14 protein-coding genes are annotated in these 16011 nt (G+C 65.0%); 5 read left to right on the top strand and 9 right to left on the bottom strand.

From position 1 onward, the window contains the following. Positions 1 to 32: 32 nt before the first annotated feature. Entirely contained in the window at positions 33 to 1382 is a 1350-nt protein-coding gene (locus ACZYR5_RS13475; protein WP_489090466.1) for a cation:proton antiporter, read from the top strand. 13 nt (positions 1383 to 1395) lie between these two features. Here the strand turns inward: ACZYR5_RS13475 and ACZYR5_RS13470 are convergent, their stop codons facing one another. Both ACZYR5_RS13470 and ACZYR5_RS13465 read right to left on the bottom strand, forming a co-directional pair. Then, the gene (locus tag ACZYR5_RS13470) at positions 1396 to 3312 is read right to left on the bottom strand and encodes a hybrid sensor histidine kinase/response regulator (protein WP_489090465.1); all 1917 of its coding nucleotides are present in this window, start codon (positions 3310 to 3312) and stop codon (positions 1396 to 1398) included. Positions 3313 to 3364: 52 nt separating this feature from the next. Then, positions 3365 to 4273, bottom strand: coding sequence for an SDR family oxidoreductase (locus ACZYR5_RS13465; protein ID WP_489090464.1), 909 nt, complete (start codon positions 4271 to 4273; stop codon positions 3365 to 3367). Positions 4274 to 4475: 202 nt separating this feature from the next. Here ACZYR5_RS13465 and ACZYR5_RS13460 point away from each other — a divergent pair, with 202 nt between their 5' ends. From ACZYR5_RS13460 to ACZYR5_RS13445, 4 genes are read left to right on the top strand one after another with little or no spacing between them, the layout of a single operon-like run. After that, on the top strand, positions 4476 to 5513 hold the full coding sequence (locus tag ACZYR5_RS13460; protein ID WP_489090463.1) for an acyl-CoA dehydrogenase family protein: 1038 nt from the start codon (positions 4476 to 4478) through the stop codon (positions 5511 to 5513). After that, positions 5510 to 6277, top strand: a complete 768-nt coding sequence (locus ACZYR5_RS13455; RefSeq protein ID WP_489090462.1) for a PIG-L deacetylase family protein — start codon at positions 5510 to 5512, stop codon at positions 6275 to 6277. The genes ACZYR5_RS13460 and ACZYR5_RS13455 overlap by 4 nt, the downstream gene beginning before the upstream one ends. Next, complete coding sequence (locus ACZYR5_RS13450) at positions 6274 to 6873, top strand: class I SAM-dependent methyltransferase (protein WP_489090461.1); 600 nt, start codon at positions 6274 to 6276, stop codon at positions 6871 to 6873. Before ACZYR5_RS13455 ends, ACZYR5_RS13450 begins: the two co-directional genes overlap by 4 nt. Continuing rightward, positions 6870 to 7520, top strand: coding sequence for a glycosyltransferase family 2 protein (locus ACZYR5_RS13445; RefSeq protein WP_489090460.1), 651 nt, complete (start codon positions 6870 to 6872; stop codon positions 7518 to 7520). The genes ACZYR5_RS13450 and ACZYR5_RS13445 overlap by 4 nt, the downstream gene beginning before the upstream one ends. Before the next feature lie 6 nt (positions 7521 to 7526). On the opposite strand, the gene ACZYR5_RS13440 is transcribed toward ACZYR5_RS13445, so the two are convergent. The 7 genes from ACZYR5_RS13440 to betI all read right to left on the bottom strand — a co-directional run bounded on the left by ACZYR5_RS13440 (position 7527) and on the right by betI (position 15806). Further along, a complete protein-coding gene (locus ACZYR5_RS13440) occupies positions 7527 to 8153 on the bottom strand; it encodes a Vgb family protein (RefSeq protein ID WP_489090459.1) in 627 nt (208 codons plus the stop codon). A 33-nt stretch (positions 8154 to 8186) separates the two neighbouring features. After that, entirely contained in the window at positions 8187 to 9407 is a 1221-nt protein-coding gene (locus ACZYR5_RS13435; protein WP_489090458.1) for a helix-turn-helix domain-containing protein, read from the bottom strand. A 67-nt stretch (positions 9408 to 9474) separates the two neighbouring features. Beyond that, positions 9475 to 10887 carry an amino acid permease gene (locus ACZYR5_RS13430; protein ID WP_489090808.1) on the bottom strand — a complete coding sequence of 471 codons (1413 nt, stop codon included), beginning with the start codon at positions 10885 to 10887 and terminating at the stop codon, positions 9475 to 9477. A gap of 432 nt (positions 10888 to 11319) precedes the next feature. Continuing rightward, on the bottom strand, positions 11320 to 13575 hold the full coding sequence (locus ACZYR5_RS13425; RefSeq protein WP_489090457.1) for an ATP-binding protein: 2256 nt from the start codon (positions 13573 to 13575) through the stop codon (positions 11320 to 11322). Further along, positions 13572 to 14345 (bottom strand): substrate-binding periplasmic protein, encoded by a 774-nt coding sequence (locus ACZYR5_RS13420; RefSeq protein WP_489090456.1) that lies wholly within the window; start codon positions 14343 to 14345, stop codon positions 13572 to 13574. The genes ACZYR5_RS13425 and ACZYR5_RS13420 overlap by 4 nt, the downstream gene beginning before the upstream one ends. A 5-nt stretch (positions 14346 to 14350) precedes the next feature. Beyond that, complete coding sequence (locus ACZYR5_RS13415; protein WP_489090455.1) at positions 14351 to 15067, bottom strand: response regulator; 717 nt, start codon at positions 15065 to 15067, stop codon at positions 14351 to 14353. Between the two features lie 91 nt (positions 15068 to 15158). After that, positions 15159 to 15806 carry a transcriptional regulator BetI gene (gene betI, locus ACZYR5_RS13410; protein ID WP_489090454.1) on the bottom strand — a complete coding sequence of 216 codons (648 nt, stop codon included), beginning with the start codon at positions 15804 to 15806 and terminating at the stop codon, positions 15159 to 15161. Positions 15807 to 16011 lie beyond the last annotated feature (205 nt).

Genomic DNA, 16011 nt, shown 5'->3' with positions numbered 1-16011 from the left:
CCGTTGTCACAGGATGAACAGAGGACTCACCGATGAATTTCATCCTGTGGCTGGCCGTCCTGGGCATGGTCCTGTTGACCCTGGCACTGACCTCCTCCTGGTTACGCTGGCTGCCGGTGACTACCTCGGCGGTGTGCCTGCTGCTGGGCATCGCCATCGGGCCGGGCGGCCTGGGCTTGTTGCAACTGGACCTGAAGGACGCGTCCTTCTGGCTGGAACACCTGAGTGAAGTCGCGGTGCTATTCTCGCTGTTTGTCGGTGGACTGAAGCTGCGCCTGGCCCTGGGAAAGCGCGCGTGGCGCGTTGCGTTCGGGCTGGCCGGCCCGGTGATGCTGCTGACCATCGGCGCCGTGTGCCTGCTGCTGCATTACGGGCTGGCGCTGCCCTGGGGCGCATCGATGTTGATCGGCGCAATCCTCGCGCCCACCGACCCGGTACTGGCCTCGCTGGTCCAGGTCAACGACGCCAAGGACTACGACCGGGTGCGCTTCGGCCTGTCGGGGGAAGCCGGCCTTAACGACGGCGTGGCGTTTCCGTTCGTGATCCTCGGTCTGTTGCTGCTGCGCCACGAACCCGGTGACAGCGGCTGGCTGGCCGATTGGGTGCTGGGCGACCTGCTCTGGGCGGTGCCGGCGGGGTTGCTGACCGGTTACTGGATGGGCCGCGGCCTGGGGCGCCTGACCCTGTCACTGCGCCTGCGCAACGACGACAGCACTTCATCACCCAACGACTACCTCAGCCTGGCCCTGATCGCCCTGGCCTATGTCGCGGCCGAAGCGATCAACGGCTACGGCTTTCTCTCGGTGTTCGCCGCCGGCCTCGGCTTGCGCCAGGCCGAAGTCACCCTGACCGGCGCCCACACGCCCTCCGAACATCTGGTGCAGCCGGTGGTCGGCCACCAGCACGTGGAGCCCGAGCACGCGATCCACGGTGACCGGCAAAACCTCGAGGACAGCCAGGTGGCAGCCGGGATCATGATGGGTGACATGCTGGCGTTCGGCAGCATTGTCGAGCGCGCCATGGAGGTGTTCCTGGTGACCCTGCTGGGGGTGGTGCTGCTCAATCACTGGGACTGGCGCGCCCTGCCGGTGGCGCTGGCACTGTTTCTGTTGATCCGTCCGCTGAGCGTCCTGGCCATGCCCTGGGGCTCGCTGCTGGACCGCCGGCAACGGCTGCTGGTGGGCTGGTTTGGCATCCGCGGGATCGGCAGCCTGTTCTACCTGTTCTACGCCCTGAACCACGGCCTCGACCCCGACATTGCCAACCTCTGCACCGGCTTCACCCTGTCGGTGGTTGCCCTGAGTATCCTGCTGCACGGCCTGAGCACCCAGCCGCTGCTCGTCGGCTATGAACGCTACAAGGAAAAAAACCTGTCCTCCTGAAGACCGCCCCGATTCAACCCATTGCCTTGTTGAGGACTTCCATCAGGGCCAACTGATTGAACGGCTTGGCCAGTCGCGGCAGGTTGGCGACGAAGCCGTCCAGGCGCTGGGCGAAGCCGGTGGCGAGGATGATCGGGAAGTCCGGGCGCAACGCGCGAATCGCCTGCGCCAGTTGCGCGCCGTCCACCAGCGGCATGGCCATGTCCGTAATCAGCAGGTCGATATCGTCGCGCTTCTTGAACACGTGCAAGGCCTCAGTGGCGCAAGTGACACAGATCACCTGATGGCCGAGGTCTTCCAGCAGCAGTGAGGTGCTGGTCAGGACCAGGTTGTCGTCGTCCACCAGCAACACACGCAAGCGCCTCGGTGCCGACACCTCCGGCTGGGCCCCCGGGGTGACCGCGGACGCCGCCGCAATCGCCTGCGGCAACCAGAGTTCGGCGCAGGTGCCCTGCCCCGGTTCGCTTTTGAGCACCAGGCAACCGCCCAGTTGCTCAGCCAGGCCATGCACCATCGATAAGCCCAGCCCCGTACCCTTGCCGACCCCTTTGGTGGTGAAGAACGGATCGGTAGCCTGGGCCAGGGTAGCGTCATCCATACCCTGGCCGTTATCGCTGATCGACAGGCAGACGTAAGGTTTGTCTGGCAGACCGCGGGGCAGCACCGGGCTTCGTTGCGAGTCGACCGCCTGGATCAGGATCCGTCCGCCCTGGGGCATCGCGTCGCGGGCGTTGGTCGCCAGATTGAGGATCGCCAGTTCCAGTTGGTTGACGTCGGCCAGGATCGGCGGCAGGTCCGGTGGCAAGTCACACTGGATGGTCACCAGGTGCCCGAGGGAGCTGCGCAACAGTCCGGTGATGTTTTCCAGCAGGCGCGGCAAGGCCACCGACTCGGTCTTGAGTTCCTGGCGACGGGCGAACGCCAGCATGCGCTGGGTCAGGGACACGCCGCGCTGGGCGCCGAGGGCGGCATTGTCCAGCAGTTGCAGGACCTTCGGATCGTCGCCGGCGCGTTTGCGCAGCAACTCCAGGTTGCCGAGGATCACCGTCAGCAGGTTGTTGAAGTCGTGGGCGATACCGCCACTGAGTTGGCCGATGGCCTGGAGTTTCTGCGACTGGAACAGCGCCTCGCGGGCCTTTTCCAGCTCGCGCTGGGCCTGGGCCGACTCGCTGATGTCGCGGGTGATCTTGGCAAAGCCCAGCAGTTTACCGGTCTCGCCGCGAATCGGGTCGATGATCACGTGGGCGAGGAATCGAGTGCCGTCCTTGCGCACACGCCAGCCCTGCTTTTCGAAACGGCCATCGCGGATCGCCACTTCCAGCGCCCGCTGCGGCTCGCCGTTCTCGCGGTCCTCGGGGGTGTAGAACAGGGAAAAATGCTGGCCGACCACCTCATGGGGCATGTAACCCTTGATCCGCTGCGCGCCGAGGTTCCAGTTACTCACCCGGCCCTCGGGGTCGAGCATGTAGATCGCGTAGTCGGTAACGCTCTGCACCAGCAGGCGGAACTGCTGCTCGCTCTGCTTGAGGGTTTCCTCGGCAGCCTTGCGCTCGGTGAGGTCGCGGGTGATCTTGGCGAAGCCGAGCAAGGTGCCCTCGGGGCTGCGGATCGGGTCAATCACCACATGGGACCAGAACGGCGTGCCGTCCTTGCGCAACCGCCAGCCTTCACCTTCGAAGCGGCCCTCTTCGACCGCCGTGCGCAAGGCCCGTTGCGGCAGGCCGTTGCGCCGATCCTCCGGGGTGTAGAAGCAGGAAAAATTGGCGCCGAGGATTTCTGCCTCGGTATAGCCCTTGATCCGTGCCGCGCCGGCGTTCCAGCTGGAGACCACACCTTCGGGGTCAATCATGTAGATGGCGTAGTCCACCACCGAGTCGATCAACAGTTTCAGGCGCGATTGTTCCAGCGGGTTCTTCGCTTGTTCGCTCATGGCAGGTCGCATGCAGGGTTCCGAGGTGATGAGAATAGATGACAAGCCATGGCTACGGCAGCGGATTGCCCCCGGTCACACCAAATACTTCGCCGGTGATGTAACTGGATTCCTGGGAGGCCAGGAACACATAGAGTGGCGCGCATTCTGCGGGCTGACCGGGGCGCTTCATAGGGGTGTGACCGCCGAAGTCGGCGATTTTTTCCCGGGGCTGGCCGCCGCTGGGTTGCAACACGGTCCAGATCGGCCCCGGCGCTACGGCATTGACCCGGATGCCGTGCTCGATCACCTGCTTGGCCAGGGCCTTGGTCATGGCGACGATAGCGGCCTTGGTGGTCACATAGTCGAGCAAGGTTGCCGACGGCTGATAGGACTGGATCGACGCGGTATTGATGATGGTCGCCCCGGCCGGCATCAGCCCGACGGCCGCCTGGCACAGCCAGAACAGCGCGTAGACGTTGGTCTTGAGGGTGGCGTCGAACTGCTCGCTGCTGATCTGGCGGATGTCCTTGCGCGCCACCTGCTTGCCGGCAACGTTCACCAGAATGTCCAGGCCGTCCAAATGTTGATGCGCCTGTTGCACCAACCCGACGCAGAACGCCTCATCCTTCAAATCACCCGGCAGCGCCTTGACCGCGTGCCCTTCGCCTTCGAGGAGCGCAATCAGCTCCCGGGCGTCCGGCTCTTCCACCGGCAGATAATTGATCACCAGTTGCGCGCCTTCACGGGCAAAGGCAATAGCCGTCGCCCGACCAATCCCCGAATCGGCGCCGGTGATCAAGGCCTTGCGCCCGGCCAGTCGGCCCGAGCCCTGGTAGGTTTTTTCGCCGTGGTCCGGTTCCGGGATCATCTTGCTGTCCAGGCCCGGTGCCGCTTGCGGCTGATCGGGAAACGGCGGTTGGGGGTACTGCGTGAGGGGGTTTTGCATGGCGAACTGGTTGCGTGAGTTGTGCGCTGACATGGCCGACCTCCGGGTCGTTAGCGTGATAAATCAAAGCCTGTACAGGTAGGAAGCGAGGTCGTGTCGAAGGTTTGGAATATTTCCTCGATGGCCGACAGACGGGGCATCCAGCCCGGCGCAAAGAATTTGAACTCCGCAAAGAACCACCTCTCACAATGCATATGCAGGCACAGCCGCCGCGTAGACAGTGGGGAGAAGGATGATGGACGTATCGACTGTGCAGGACTCCATGAGCCAATTGCTCGCTGAATTCGCCGGGCGTGCGGCCCCTCTCGAACTGGACCGGCGTGTGCCCGAGTTGTTGCACGCCTGCATCGAGGCAGGCCACGCCGACCTGCCGCTGCCCGGTCATGGCCAGACGCTGCAACGCTGGCGCAGATTGGCGCAGGTTGCCGGCACCGACCTGGCGCTGCTCAAGCTGTACGAAGGGCACACCGACGCCCAGGCGATACTCGCCGAATTGCACGCACAGGCCTTGAACCAGGCGGGTATCTGGGGGGTTTGGGCCGCTGAACCGCCGAACGCCAAAGTGCGGATCGTCGCCCGCGAACGGGGCCGAGTACGCGTGAGCGGCACCAAAGCCTGGTGCTCCGGCGCGCTGCAGATCGAGCACGCCTTGCTCACCGCCTGGGACGAACAGCAGCGGCCGCAGTTGGTGGCGCTGACCCTGGCGCAACCGGGCATTCAGTTGCGCAGTGAGGACTGGCAAGCCCGCGGCATGGCGCTCACCGCCAGCGTCAATGTCGAACTCGACCAGGCGTGGGCGGACTGCGTCGGCGACACGGGCGCCTATGTCCAGCGTCCGGGTTTCTGGCAGGGCGGCGCGGGGATCGCCGCCTGCTGGTATGGCGCGGCGCAGGCGCTGGCCGAGCGTCTGCGCAAACAGTGCAGTGGTCCGCGCGAGGATCCGCACGCCCAGGCCCATTTGGGAGCCGTCGATGCGGCACTAATCGGCGCCGCCGCCAGCCTGCGGCAGTGCGCAGCATGGATCGATCACCAGCCCGACGCCGATGCCGAGCTGACCGTGCGCCGCACTCGAGCCCAGGTCGAAACCGCGGTGGAACAGGTGCTCTGGCATGTCGGCCGGGCCTTGGGGGCGACACCTTTTTGTCGCGATCCGCAGTTCGCTCGCCTGAGCGCCGACTTGCCGGTGTTCATCCGGCAAAGCCATGCCGAGCGTGACCTGGCGGAACTGGGTCGACAGTTGGGCGCCGATGGGCGCCAGGGTTGGGGCCTATGAGCGCCGATGCAGACAAAACCTTTCACGGTGCCGGCACCACCCTCGCCCAATGGCAAGCGTCGCGGGCCTTGCAAGGGGTGCCGAACATTTCCCGCGACCTGTTGTTGCCCGCCGGCCGCAGGCTGGTGGTGGTGGCGCCGCACCCGGACGACGAGGTGCTGATGTGCGGTGGCCTGCTGGCCCATCTGGCCGCGGACGACAGCGAGTTGCTCCTGATATCGGTGACCGACGGCACCGGCAGTCATCCCGGCTCGGCGCTGTGGCCAGAGGAACGGTTGCGTGTCGAGCGGCCGCGAGAAAGCGCCGACGCCCTGTCGCACCTGGGCTTCGATCCGCGCACTGTCGAATGGCTGCGCCTGGGCCTGGCCGACAGCGCGGTTGCCGACAGCCATGACGCCTTGCTGCAACAGCTCTGTGCAAGCCTGCGCAGCGGCGACCGCGTGCTCACCACCTGGCGCCACGACGGCCATTGCGATCACGAAGCCGTGGGCCGTGCCTGTGCCAGTGCCGCCTGGCAATGTCAGGCGCAACTGCTGGAGGTTCCGGTGTGGGCCTGGCACTGGGCGCACCCCGAGGATCCGCGCCTGCCCTGGCTGCGCGCGCGCAAGCTGGCACTGCCGGCGCACCGGCTCAAACGCAAACGCGCGGCCCTCGCTGCCCACCGCAGCCAGGTGTCGGCCGACCCGAGCACCGGGCGCCCGGCGATTCTCTCGCCGGCGACGCTTGAGCGCCTGTTGCAACCTTTCGAACTGGTGTTCCTATGAGCCTGGATACGAGTTTTTTCGAGCGGATGTTCGCCGCCAATCCCGACCCCTGGGCCCTGCGCCACCGCTGGTACGAACAACGCAAGCGCGCTTTGACCCTTGCGGCACTGACCCGCCAGCGTTACCCGCGGGTGTTCGAGCCGGCCTGCGCCAATGGCGAACTGAGCATTCTGCTGGCGGCCCGCAGCGAGCACCTGCTGTGCATGGATGCCAGCGCCAGCGCCGTGGCCTTGACCCGCCAGCGCTTGCATACGCAGCCGCAGGTCGAGGTGATTCAGGGGCATTTGCCCGTTGACTGGCCCGCGGGCGAGTTCGATTTGATCATCCTCAGCGAGTTTGGCTATTACCTGGACAGCGGCGACTGGCAACAGGTCATCGACCAGGCCCAAACCAGCCTGAGTGCCCAGGGTTCACTGCTGGCCTGCCATTTCCTGCAGCCCATGGCCGAGTGCCCGCAGACTGGGCATCAGGTGCACGAGCAGTTGCAGGCGCGACTTCACCTGACGCGCCTGGTACAGCACCAGGAAGCGGATTTCCGGCTCGAACTCTGGAGTCGCCAACCCGGCGGCCTGGACCTTGAGGAGCAATGCCTATGATCGGCGTCGTCGTCCCTGCCCATAATGAACAAGCCCTGCTCGGGGACTGCCTCGAAGCCCTATTGTGTGCGGCCGATGACGCCGGTGAAGAGGTGCGGATCCTGGTGGTGCTCGACGCCTGCACCGACCGTTCCCGGGAAATTGCCCGCGCCTGCGGGGTACAGACCCTGGCCATCGACGCCGGCAATGTCGGCTACGCCCGCCACGCCGGTGCCGCCCATTTGCTGGACCAGGGCGTGCGCTGGCTGGCCTGCACCGACGCCGACAGCCGAGTGCCACGCAACTGGTTGCGCCAGCAACTGGCGTTCAATGCCGATGCGGTGTGCGGCACGGTGAGTATCGAGGAGTGGGACCCGCAGCATTCTGCCGAGGTGCGCCAGCGCTACCAGAACCTCTACCAGCCCGGTGAAGGCCATCGGCACATCCACGGCGCCAACCTTGGAGTGTGTGCGCAAGCCTATCGGCGCGTGGGTGGCTTCCGGCCCCTGGCGGTGCATGAGGATCGCTACCTGATCGAGGACCTGCAGCGCAGCGGCGCAAGCATCGTCTGGACCGCGCTCAACGGTGTGCGCACCAGCAGCCGCCTGGATTGCCGGGCCCGGGGTGGTTTCGGCGATTACCTGAAGGCGCTGGCGCAGGAGCATTGACCGGGTTCAACGGCGGCGAACCACCCGTACCTTGCCGCTGTTGCCACCGCCACAGAAAAACCGTTCGCCGCCATCCGACTCCAGCCCCGACACACCAACACCTTCAGGCAGGCGCAGGCTCTCGAGCACTTCGCCAGTCTGCGGATCGATCCGGCGGATTTCGCTTTCCTCACCCTCCCAGGTGCCGTGCCAGAACTCACCGTCGACCCAGGTCACCCCGGTGACGAAACGATTCGATTCCAGGGTACGGAGGATCTTCCCGGTCTGCGGGTCGAGCTGGTGAATCTTGCGGTCCTGGTACTGACCGACCCACAGCGAACCCTCGGCCCAGGTCAGCCCGGAATCGCTACCGCCCGGCGCGGGGATAGTGCTGAGAATGGCGCCGGTCTGCGGATCGATCTTGTGGATCGAGTTCTCGGCGATCTGGTACAGGTACCGGCCATCGAACGCGGTGCCGGCATCGGCGGGCATGGTGAAGTTGCGCTGGGTCTTGCCGTCCTGCGGATCGAACGCAGTGAGTCCCTGATTATTGGCGAACCACACACGCTCGCCGTCCCAGGTCACGCCATGGACACTCTGCACACCGTCGAAGGGGCCGTATTCTTTATCGATTCTTGCGCCTGACTGTTTCATCTGGACATCCTCATCTGGGCTTGAGTCTGCAGCCTAATCATTGGGCAGCGCCGGCGTGAGTAACAATGTCGTCGCGAATCCCGGCAGCGGCGGGATCAGCCAGCGCCCTGCCCGGCCCCGGCCGAACGCCTGCACCTTGCCGGCGCTGGCCAGGCTCTCGAGTGCGCGCTGCACGCCGCGTTGGCTGATACCCAAGGCCAGCGCCAGGGCTGAGCTGGACCAGGCCTGGCCGTCCATCAGCAGGGCCAGGACGTCGCCGTGGGGGTTGTCCTGTGGCCACGCCAGTACCGCCACCCCGGGTTGACCGCGGGTGATCAAGGCATAGCCGTGGGCCGTCGCGCTGACCTCGGCTAGGGGTTTGAGCAGCACCCGCAGACGGCCGATTTCTACTCGCAGGCGCGCGCGATGAGACTCGTCACTGAGCTTGAGATTGAAGGCGCGGGCAATCAGGGTAGCCCGGTCCACTGCGGCCGGCCAGGCCTCGCCAAGGGTGCGCAGTAGCGCCATCAATACCGGGCGAGCGGCCAGGGATACCTGGTGATGGGCATCTCGCAGGAGCTGCCGGCGGTCATCGATCACCAGCATCGGTGAATCCAGTAGTGCCTGAATCTGCGCCAACAGCAACAGGCGTTCCTCGCTTGGCCCGGTGATGCGCGCCGCCGGGGTTTCGAGCACCTGCCAGGCGGCCTGCACTTCCGCGCTGAGGGCCGGGATATGGGCCTGGTGCGCGGCGTCGCTGGCACGGGTAAGGGCGCTGCGGGCGGTGGCGCTGTCCAGCCTGCGGATCGCCAGGCCGGCGCGGGTCAAGCCGTGAATGGCCTGCAGCGCAGCCGGTAAACGAGTGGCGTCGATTTCGTTGAGTTGTGCCTCGGCCTGGTCGAGGGCGCCGAGCAATGACAGTCGACGAATCGCCACGAAACGGGCATGGGCGGCGTTGGCCCAATCGCCATGCCGTTCGAGCACGGCGCGGGCAGCGTCCAGGGTGTTGTGCCCCTTTGCGAGATCACGGGCGGCAAACGCAATCTCCGCCTCGGCCACCACGCAACGGGCCCGGGCCAGGGTCTGCTGCGGCCCGAAGGCCCGGGCGGCGCTGCGCAACAGGGTCCGGGCACGGGCGAAGTCGCCCAGCTGCGCCATGGCGATGCCGCGCAGGGCCAGCGCTGGTGGATCATCGCGCAGGGCCACGCGGTCCAGCGCGGCCAGCGGATCACCGGCCGCCAGTGCGCGAGCGGCGGCCGTGATCAGTGCATCCATGTCGAACCCGGCACGGCGGGCACTCCTCGGTGTGGGGTGTGCCGTGCAGTCTAGCTGGCGTCCGCCGTCATGCCGCCGGCAGGCTTGGCGCCAACACGCCCTGGCGTTTGCGGTGGATCAGGAAGTACGCGCCGTAGCACAGGGCGATGAAGCCGAAGCCCCAGTACAGCGACGGCCGTTGGGTTTCATCCAGCGCCAGGAACACGAACAGCGAGCAGCACAGGGCAATGCAGGTCAGCGGCAGCACCGGGAACCAGGGCGCGCGGTATTTCAGGTCGCTGAGCTGGCCGCCGTCACGCAGGTAGGCCTTGCGGAACTTGTACTGGGCCAGGGCAATGACGATCCAGGTCACGGTACCGGACATGCCGCTGACCGCCATCAACACCATGAACAGGGTGTCGGCGGCGATGAAGCTGGTCATCAGCGACACCAGGGCAAAGCACAGAGTGATGCTCAGGGCACGCAGGGGTACGCCGCGTTTGCTCAGGGGCGACAGGCTCTTTGGCGCCATACCGGTTTTCGACATGGCCCAGAGGATCCGCGTCGAGGCGTACAGTCCCGAGTTGCCCACTGACAGGATCGCAGTGAGGATGACGAAGTTCATCAGGTCGGCGGCGTAGGGAATGCCGACCATGTCGAATACCTGGACGAACGGGCTTTCCATCAGGCCCGCCTGCTGCCACGGAACGATGGCCGACAGCACGACGATCGCCAGCACGTAGAAAATCAGCACGCGGAACACCACGTTGCGCACCGCACGGGGGATGCTTTTTTCCGGCTGGTCGGTTTCCCCCGCCGCCACGCCCATGATCTCGCAACCCTGGAAGGCGTAGACCACGGTCATCATCACCGCGAACACGGCCGACAGGCCGTTGGGGAACAGCGAGTCGCCGATCAGGTTGTTCATCATCGGCGCCGGTTCGCCGCTGCTCAGCGGGATCGCGCCGAAGATCACCAGCACGCCGACCACGATAAAACCGAGAATCGCCGCCACCTTGATCCCGGAGAACCAGTATTCGGCTTCACCGAAGGCGCGGGTCGCCAGGGCATTGAGGCCGAACAGCACCACCACGAACAGCGCCGACCAATACCAGATCGGCACCTCGGGGAACCAGCGCACCATCAGCATGCCGGCGGCAGTGAATTCCAGGCCGACGGTGGTGGCCCAGCTCATCCAGTAGACCCAGCCGATCATGAAGCCGGTGGCCGGGCCGATGAATTTGGTGGCGTGGGTCTGGAACGAGCCGGAGACCGGCATCTGTACCGAGAGTTCGCCGAGGCAGACCATCACCAGGTACATCAGGAATCCCGCCACCAGGTAAGCCAGGATCGCCCCCACCGGCCCGCCCTGGTTGATCGTCACCCCCGATCCCATGAACAACCCGGTGCCGATCACCCCGCCCAGGGACAACATGAAAATGTGCCGGCTTTTCAGGGCGCGGGTCAGGTGGATGCCGTTGCGTTCGTTTGCTTCGCTCATGTCGGCTTTGCGGCCATTCATTATTATTATCTCCAATAAGCTTCGAAGACCGCGCTGGGGCGGTTGCCTCGATTATTGGAAGGTCATGTAAGGCGCTGTTGACCCGGAGGATCGAAGTTGTGCGAAGTCGTAACAAAGATGTAGGGGGTTGATACAACCTGGACTATTACATGCACTGTAGGAGCTGGCTTGCCAGCGAAGGTCGTCAACGATAACGCAGCTATCCTGGATGCCCGCGGCGGTCTCAGGTTTTTCGCTGGCAAGCCAGCTCCTACAGTTCAAACGCGATGCAGCAGAATGAATCGATCCCTGAGGGAGCGAGCCTGCTCGCGATGGTCGTCAACGATGACGCAGCTGTCCTGGATGCACGCGGCGGCCTCGGGTTCTTCGCTGGCAAGCCAGCTCCTACAGGGGGGCCGCCGGGACACACACTCACATCAACCCTTCCAACACCTCCAGCGCCCGCTCCATCTGCTCATCCACCCCAGACGCCAACGACTGCACCCGAGCCTCGGCATTGCCCAAGGCCGCCTCCTCCAGCTCACGCAGGCACCCAGCCAATCCACGCAACCCCAGCGAATCGCTGCTCCCGGCCAATCGGTGGGCCAGGTGCGCGACTTCGGTGCAATCGTCCGCGGCAATGGCTTCGCCGAGCGCCGTGCGATGGGCAATGATCGAGGTGTGCAGCACTCGCAACAGGCCCTGGACCTTCTGCTCGCCGAGCAACAGCCGATGGTTATTCAACAGCGGCCAGTCAACGGTCGAGTCAGTCGCTTCGACAATCGCTGCGCGAGACTCGCCAGCCAGCGCCCGCCGCAGATCGTCGAGCCGCAACGGCTTGGCGAGCACGCCGTCCATCCCGGCCTCCAGGTAGCCGCGCACCGCCGCCGGTTGCACGCTGGCGGTCAGGGCGAAAATCCGTGTGGTCGCGTTCGGACCGCCCCCATCGCGGATCCGCTGGCACAGCTCGACGCCACTGAGCCCCGGCAAATGCACATCCAGCAACAACACATCGAAGACCTGTGCGGCACACTCGGCCAAGGCCTGGACAGCCTCTTCGGCCAACCACACCTGATGCCCGTCGCGTTGCAACAAACCACTGACCACCTCGCGATTGAGCGCCACGTCCTCGACCACCAGGATCTTCAAGGCCGTCCCCGGTCTGTTGACCAGCTCGACTTCGGCGGCAGCAGCGGCCGGCTGCAATTGGAGTTCGAACCAGAAACAACTGCCACGCCCCGGCTGACTGTCGACACCCATCACCCCGCCCATCTTCTCCACCAGGTGTTTGCAGATCGCCAGGCCCAGCCCGGTGCCACCGAATCGTTGCGCCACCTCCTCACTGGCCTGGGTAAAGCGCTCGAAAATCTTCGCCTGCATGTCTTCGGCAATACCGATGCCGTTGTCCGTGACGCTGATCCGCAGGCGCTGTCCGCCCTGTTGCGCAACAGACGCCAGCACCTGTACCCGCACACTGACCAACCCGCCCTCAGTGAACTTGATCGCGTTGGCCAGCAGATTGCTCAGCACTTGGCGCAGGAATTGTTCGGCGCCCTGATGGCGTTGGCCAACCGCTGGATCGATCTGCCAATCGAGCCGAGTGTGGTTGCTCGAGGCTCGGGGTTCGAGCAGGGTCAGCACCTCATCGAGCAACTGGCGAATCGAGAAACTCACCGGCTCCGGATGACTTTCGCCCTCCTCCAGCCGAGCGAAGTACAGCACTTCGTTGAGAATCGCCAACAAGCCTTCGCCAGCCTTGTACAGGGCATCCAGGCGCTTGCCGTCGCGCGGGTCGAGGCTGGCGCCGCGCAGCAGTTGCGCCATGCCGAGGATGCCGTTGAGCGGCGTGCGCAGTTCGTGGCTCATGGTCGCGAGAAAGCGTGACTTCGCGAGGTTGGCCGCCTCGGCCTCTTCCTTGGCATGCATCAGACTGGCGGTGCGCCGCTCGACCATGCGCTGCAGTTCGTCGCGCTTGTCCTGCAGGGCCAGGCGGTCGGTTTCGCGACGCTCGATATCGCTGAGAATCGCTCGGCGCATGTCATCCAGGGCATGGGCCACGGTATCGATTTCGTCGGCGACGCGGCTGCGGCTCTTGTCCAGGTGCAGCGGTTCCTGCCAGTCGCCCGCGGCAATTCGCCGGGCAAACTCGGCCATCACTTGCAGGTGCCGGGTGACCAGGCGATAGAACAACCCCGACAACGCCACCGCCAGGCCGCACAAAAACACACCCATCCACAGCAGGCTGGTCAGGCCGGTGGCGTACAGCCGCTGGTGTACCGCGCCCAGATCGGTGCTGACTTCCAGCTCGCCCAGGTGTCTTTTTTCGCCGCTGGGCGGTTGGTAATCCAACGAAAATCGCTCGATACGCAGCGGCCCGACCGGCGCCGGATTGCCCTGCAGCAGGTCGAAGTCAGGGCTGCTCAGGCGCACACGCGCCACGTCTGAAAAATCCACCAGGCCGCGCAATTGCACATTCAACTGCTCCTGATTGAGATCCCACAGACTGCGCTCCAGGCTGGCCAGATAGCCGGCGCGGATCAGTTCCATGCGCGCATCGATATCGCGCATTTCGCGGCGGTACTCGAAATACAGCTGCACGCTGCTGGCGAGCACGGTGAAGCACAGGCTGAACAGCAGGATAAACAGCAGCAGCCGACGCAGCAGGCCACCGGGCCTTGCGCCGATCATCGGGCGTCCGCCGGCAGGCTGATCATGTCGCGGTAGGTGACCTCGCTTTCGTTGAGCCAGCGCTCGATGTCGCCGGCCTCGACCATGCGCTGCAACTGCGCGTCGATCCGCGGCATCTGGCTGGCCAGCGCCGAGCGGCGCGACACCGCGACCCGCAGATAATCCACGCTCAGGGCCTTGGGCAAGGCGACGATGTCCTGGGCTCCGGCCAGGTGTTCGACGTAGAGCTCACCGGTGCGCCGTTCCTGGGTGATGAAGTCGATGCGCCCGCGAATCAGCTTGCCGAAATTCTGCCCGCTGTCGGAGACCCATTCGATGTTGTCGTGCGCGGCGACCATGCGATCGAACTCAACCCCATAGCTTTCACCGAACAACAGGCCCCCGCGATAGCGCGCCAGGTCCTCGAGGCGCTCGAACTGCACCGGGTGCTGGCGATTGATGAACAGCGCGACTTCTTCGCGCAGTACCGGCACGTTGGAAAACATCAGGTTTTGTTCGCGCTGCGCGGTGCTGTAGGCCAACACCACGTCGACCCGACCTTCGGCGGCGTCCAGCAGGCAGCGCTTCCAGTTGCCGAGCACGACGATTTCGACCTGATACCCCAGCTCGGCAAACAACTGCTTGACCACGCTGGGCGCCAGGCCGCGCACCTGCTTGCCGTCGCTCCAGGAAATCGGCGGGTACACCGGGTAATCGCAGTAACGCACGGTCTGTTGTGCCATGGCGTTGCCGGCCAGCAGCGCCAGCCACAGGCCGAGCAGGAGGCGCATGGGGCTCAGGCCGCCACGCTGGCGGTAAACAGGTAGCCGGCGCCGTGAATGGTGATGATCAGTTGCGGTTCGGCCGGGTCGTCATGCAGCTTGCGTCGCAGGCGGCCAACCAGCACGTCGATCGAGCGATCGTTGGGCACCCATTCGCGGTTGCGGATCTGGTCCATCAACTGGTCGCGGCTCAGGGTGTGGCCGCTGTTGCGCAGGAACACGCTGAGCAACTGGTACTCACCGTGGGTCAGCAAGGTCTCGCTGCCGTCGGGGTCGATCAGGCGTCGGCGGTCGGTGTCCAGGGCCCAGGCGGCAAACTGCTTGACCGGTTTGACCGCGGCCACCGGAGCCTGCGGGGTTTGTGCATGCCGGACCCGGCGAATCAGGTTCTTCGCCCGAGACACCAGTTCCCGTGGATTGAGGGGTTTGATCACGTAGTCGTCGGCGCCGCATTCGAGGCCGACGATACGGTCGATCTCGTCGTTGCGTCCGGTGATCAGGATGATCCCCACTTCCGAGCGCACCCGCAGTTCGCGGGTCAGGGTCAGGCCGTCCTTGCCCGGCAGGCGGATGTCGAGCATCACCAGGTCGACCGCCTGGCTCGCCAGGAAGGTTTCCGCCAGTTCCGCCGTGGCGGCGCAGTGGACGTCATAGCCTTCCTGGGAGAGGTAGGCGTGCAGCAGTTCGCGAATCAGCGGATCGTCATCGACGATCAGTACCCGAGGAGTCATCGCCTGGTGTCCTGCGTGTGGCCGTAGGCCTGTTTCTTATTAGGGGGGTGAAGCGTGTTGCGCTAGATCCTATCCATTGCTGAACAACTGATCAACAGCTAGCGATCGGCAGGCAGTAACGCTGCCGGCCACCGGCCTGCAGACCGTCGACCCAGGCCTCGCAGATCTGAATGCCCTGCTCCGGGCTGAAGGTTCCCGGATTGAGCCCGGACTCCAGCCACAGGCCATCGAGCAAGGCGCTCAGGCCAATCGCCGCGAGGTCGGCGTCGAACTGCTCCCAGCCCTCTTCGTCGGCCAGCTCGCTGAGCACCTTGCGCAGGATGCTGCGGTATTCACCGTAGGAGTGTTCGTGGGCCTGGTTGATCGCCTCGGCCGTTTTCACCGCGCCCCAGAACGCCAGCCAGGCATCGATCAGTTGCGGGTCGAGCAATTCAGCGGAGAACGAGCCGCGAAAAAACGCCGACAGCCGTTCGCGAGCATTCGGCGCGGCCTCGGCCATGGCCTCGCGCAGCAGATTCATGACCCGTGCGGTGATCGAGCGATAGGCCTCGGCCACCAGTTCGTCCTTGCCGGAATAGTGATGGCTGATCAGCCCCACCGAGACCCCGGCCTCGGCGCAGATCTTGCGGATCGACGCGCCCTGGAAGCCGTGTTGCTGCAGGCACACCAACGTCGCTTCGATCAGCTTGGCCTTGCGCAGCTCCGGCTCCATACGAGAAAAACGGGCTTCCTGATTCATCCGCGACACGCTCCTGGTTGTAATCGTAGGCCCGCGATGGGGCTGGCGAGCTGAACGACTGTACAGCAGGATGAGGGGTTTGTGGACGCTAAAAAATCTGTACCGCCCCCCCCTGTAGGAGCGAGCCTGCTCGCGATGAGGCCTGCACGGTCAATATATCTGCTGACTGAACCACCGCTTTCGCTGGCAAGCCAGCTCCTACAGG

Source organism: Pseudomonas sp. F007 (assembly GCF_057814275.1).
Note: the sequence above shows the minus strand (reverse complement) of the source record. Positions and strands in the feature narration are given on the sequence as shown.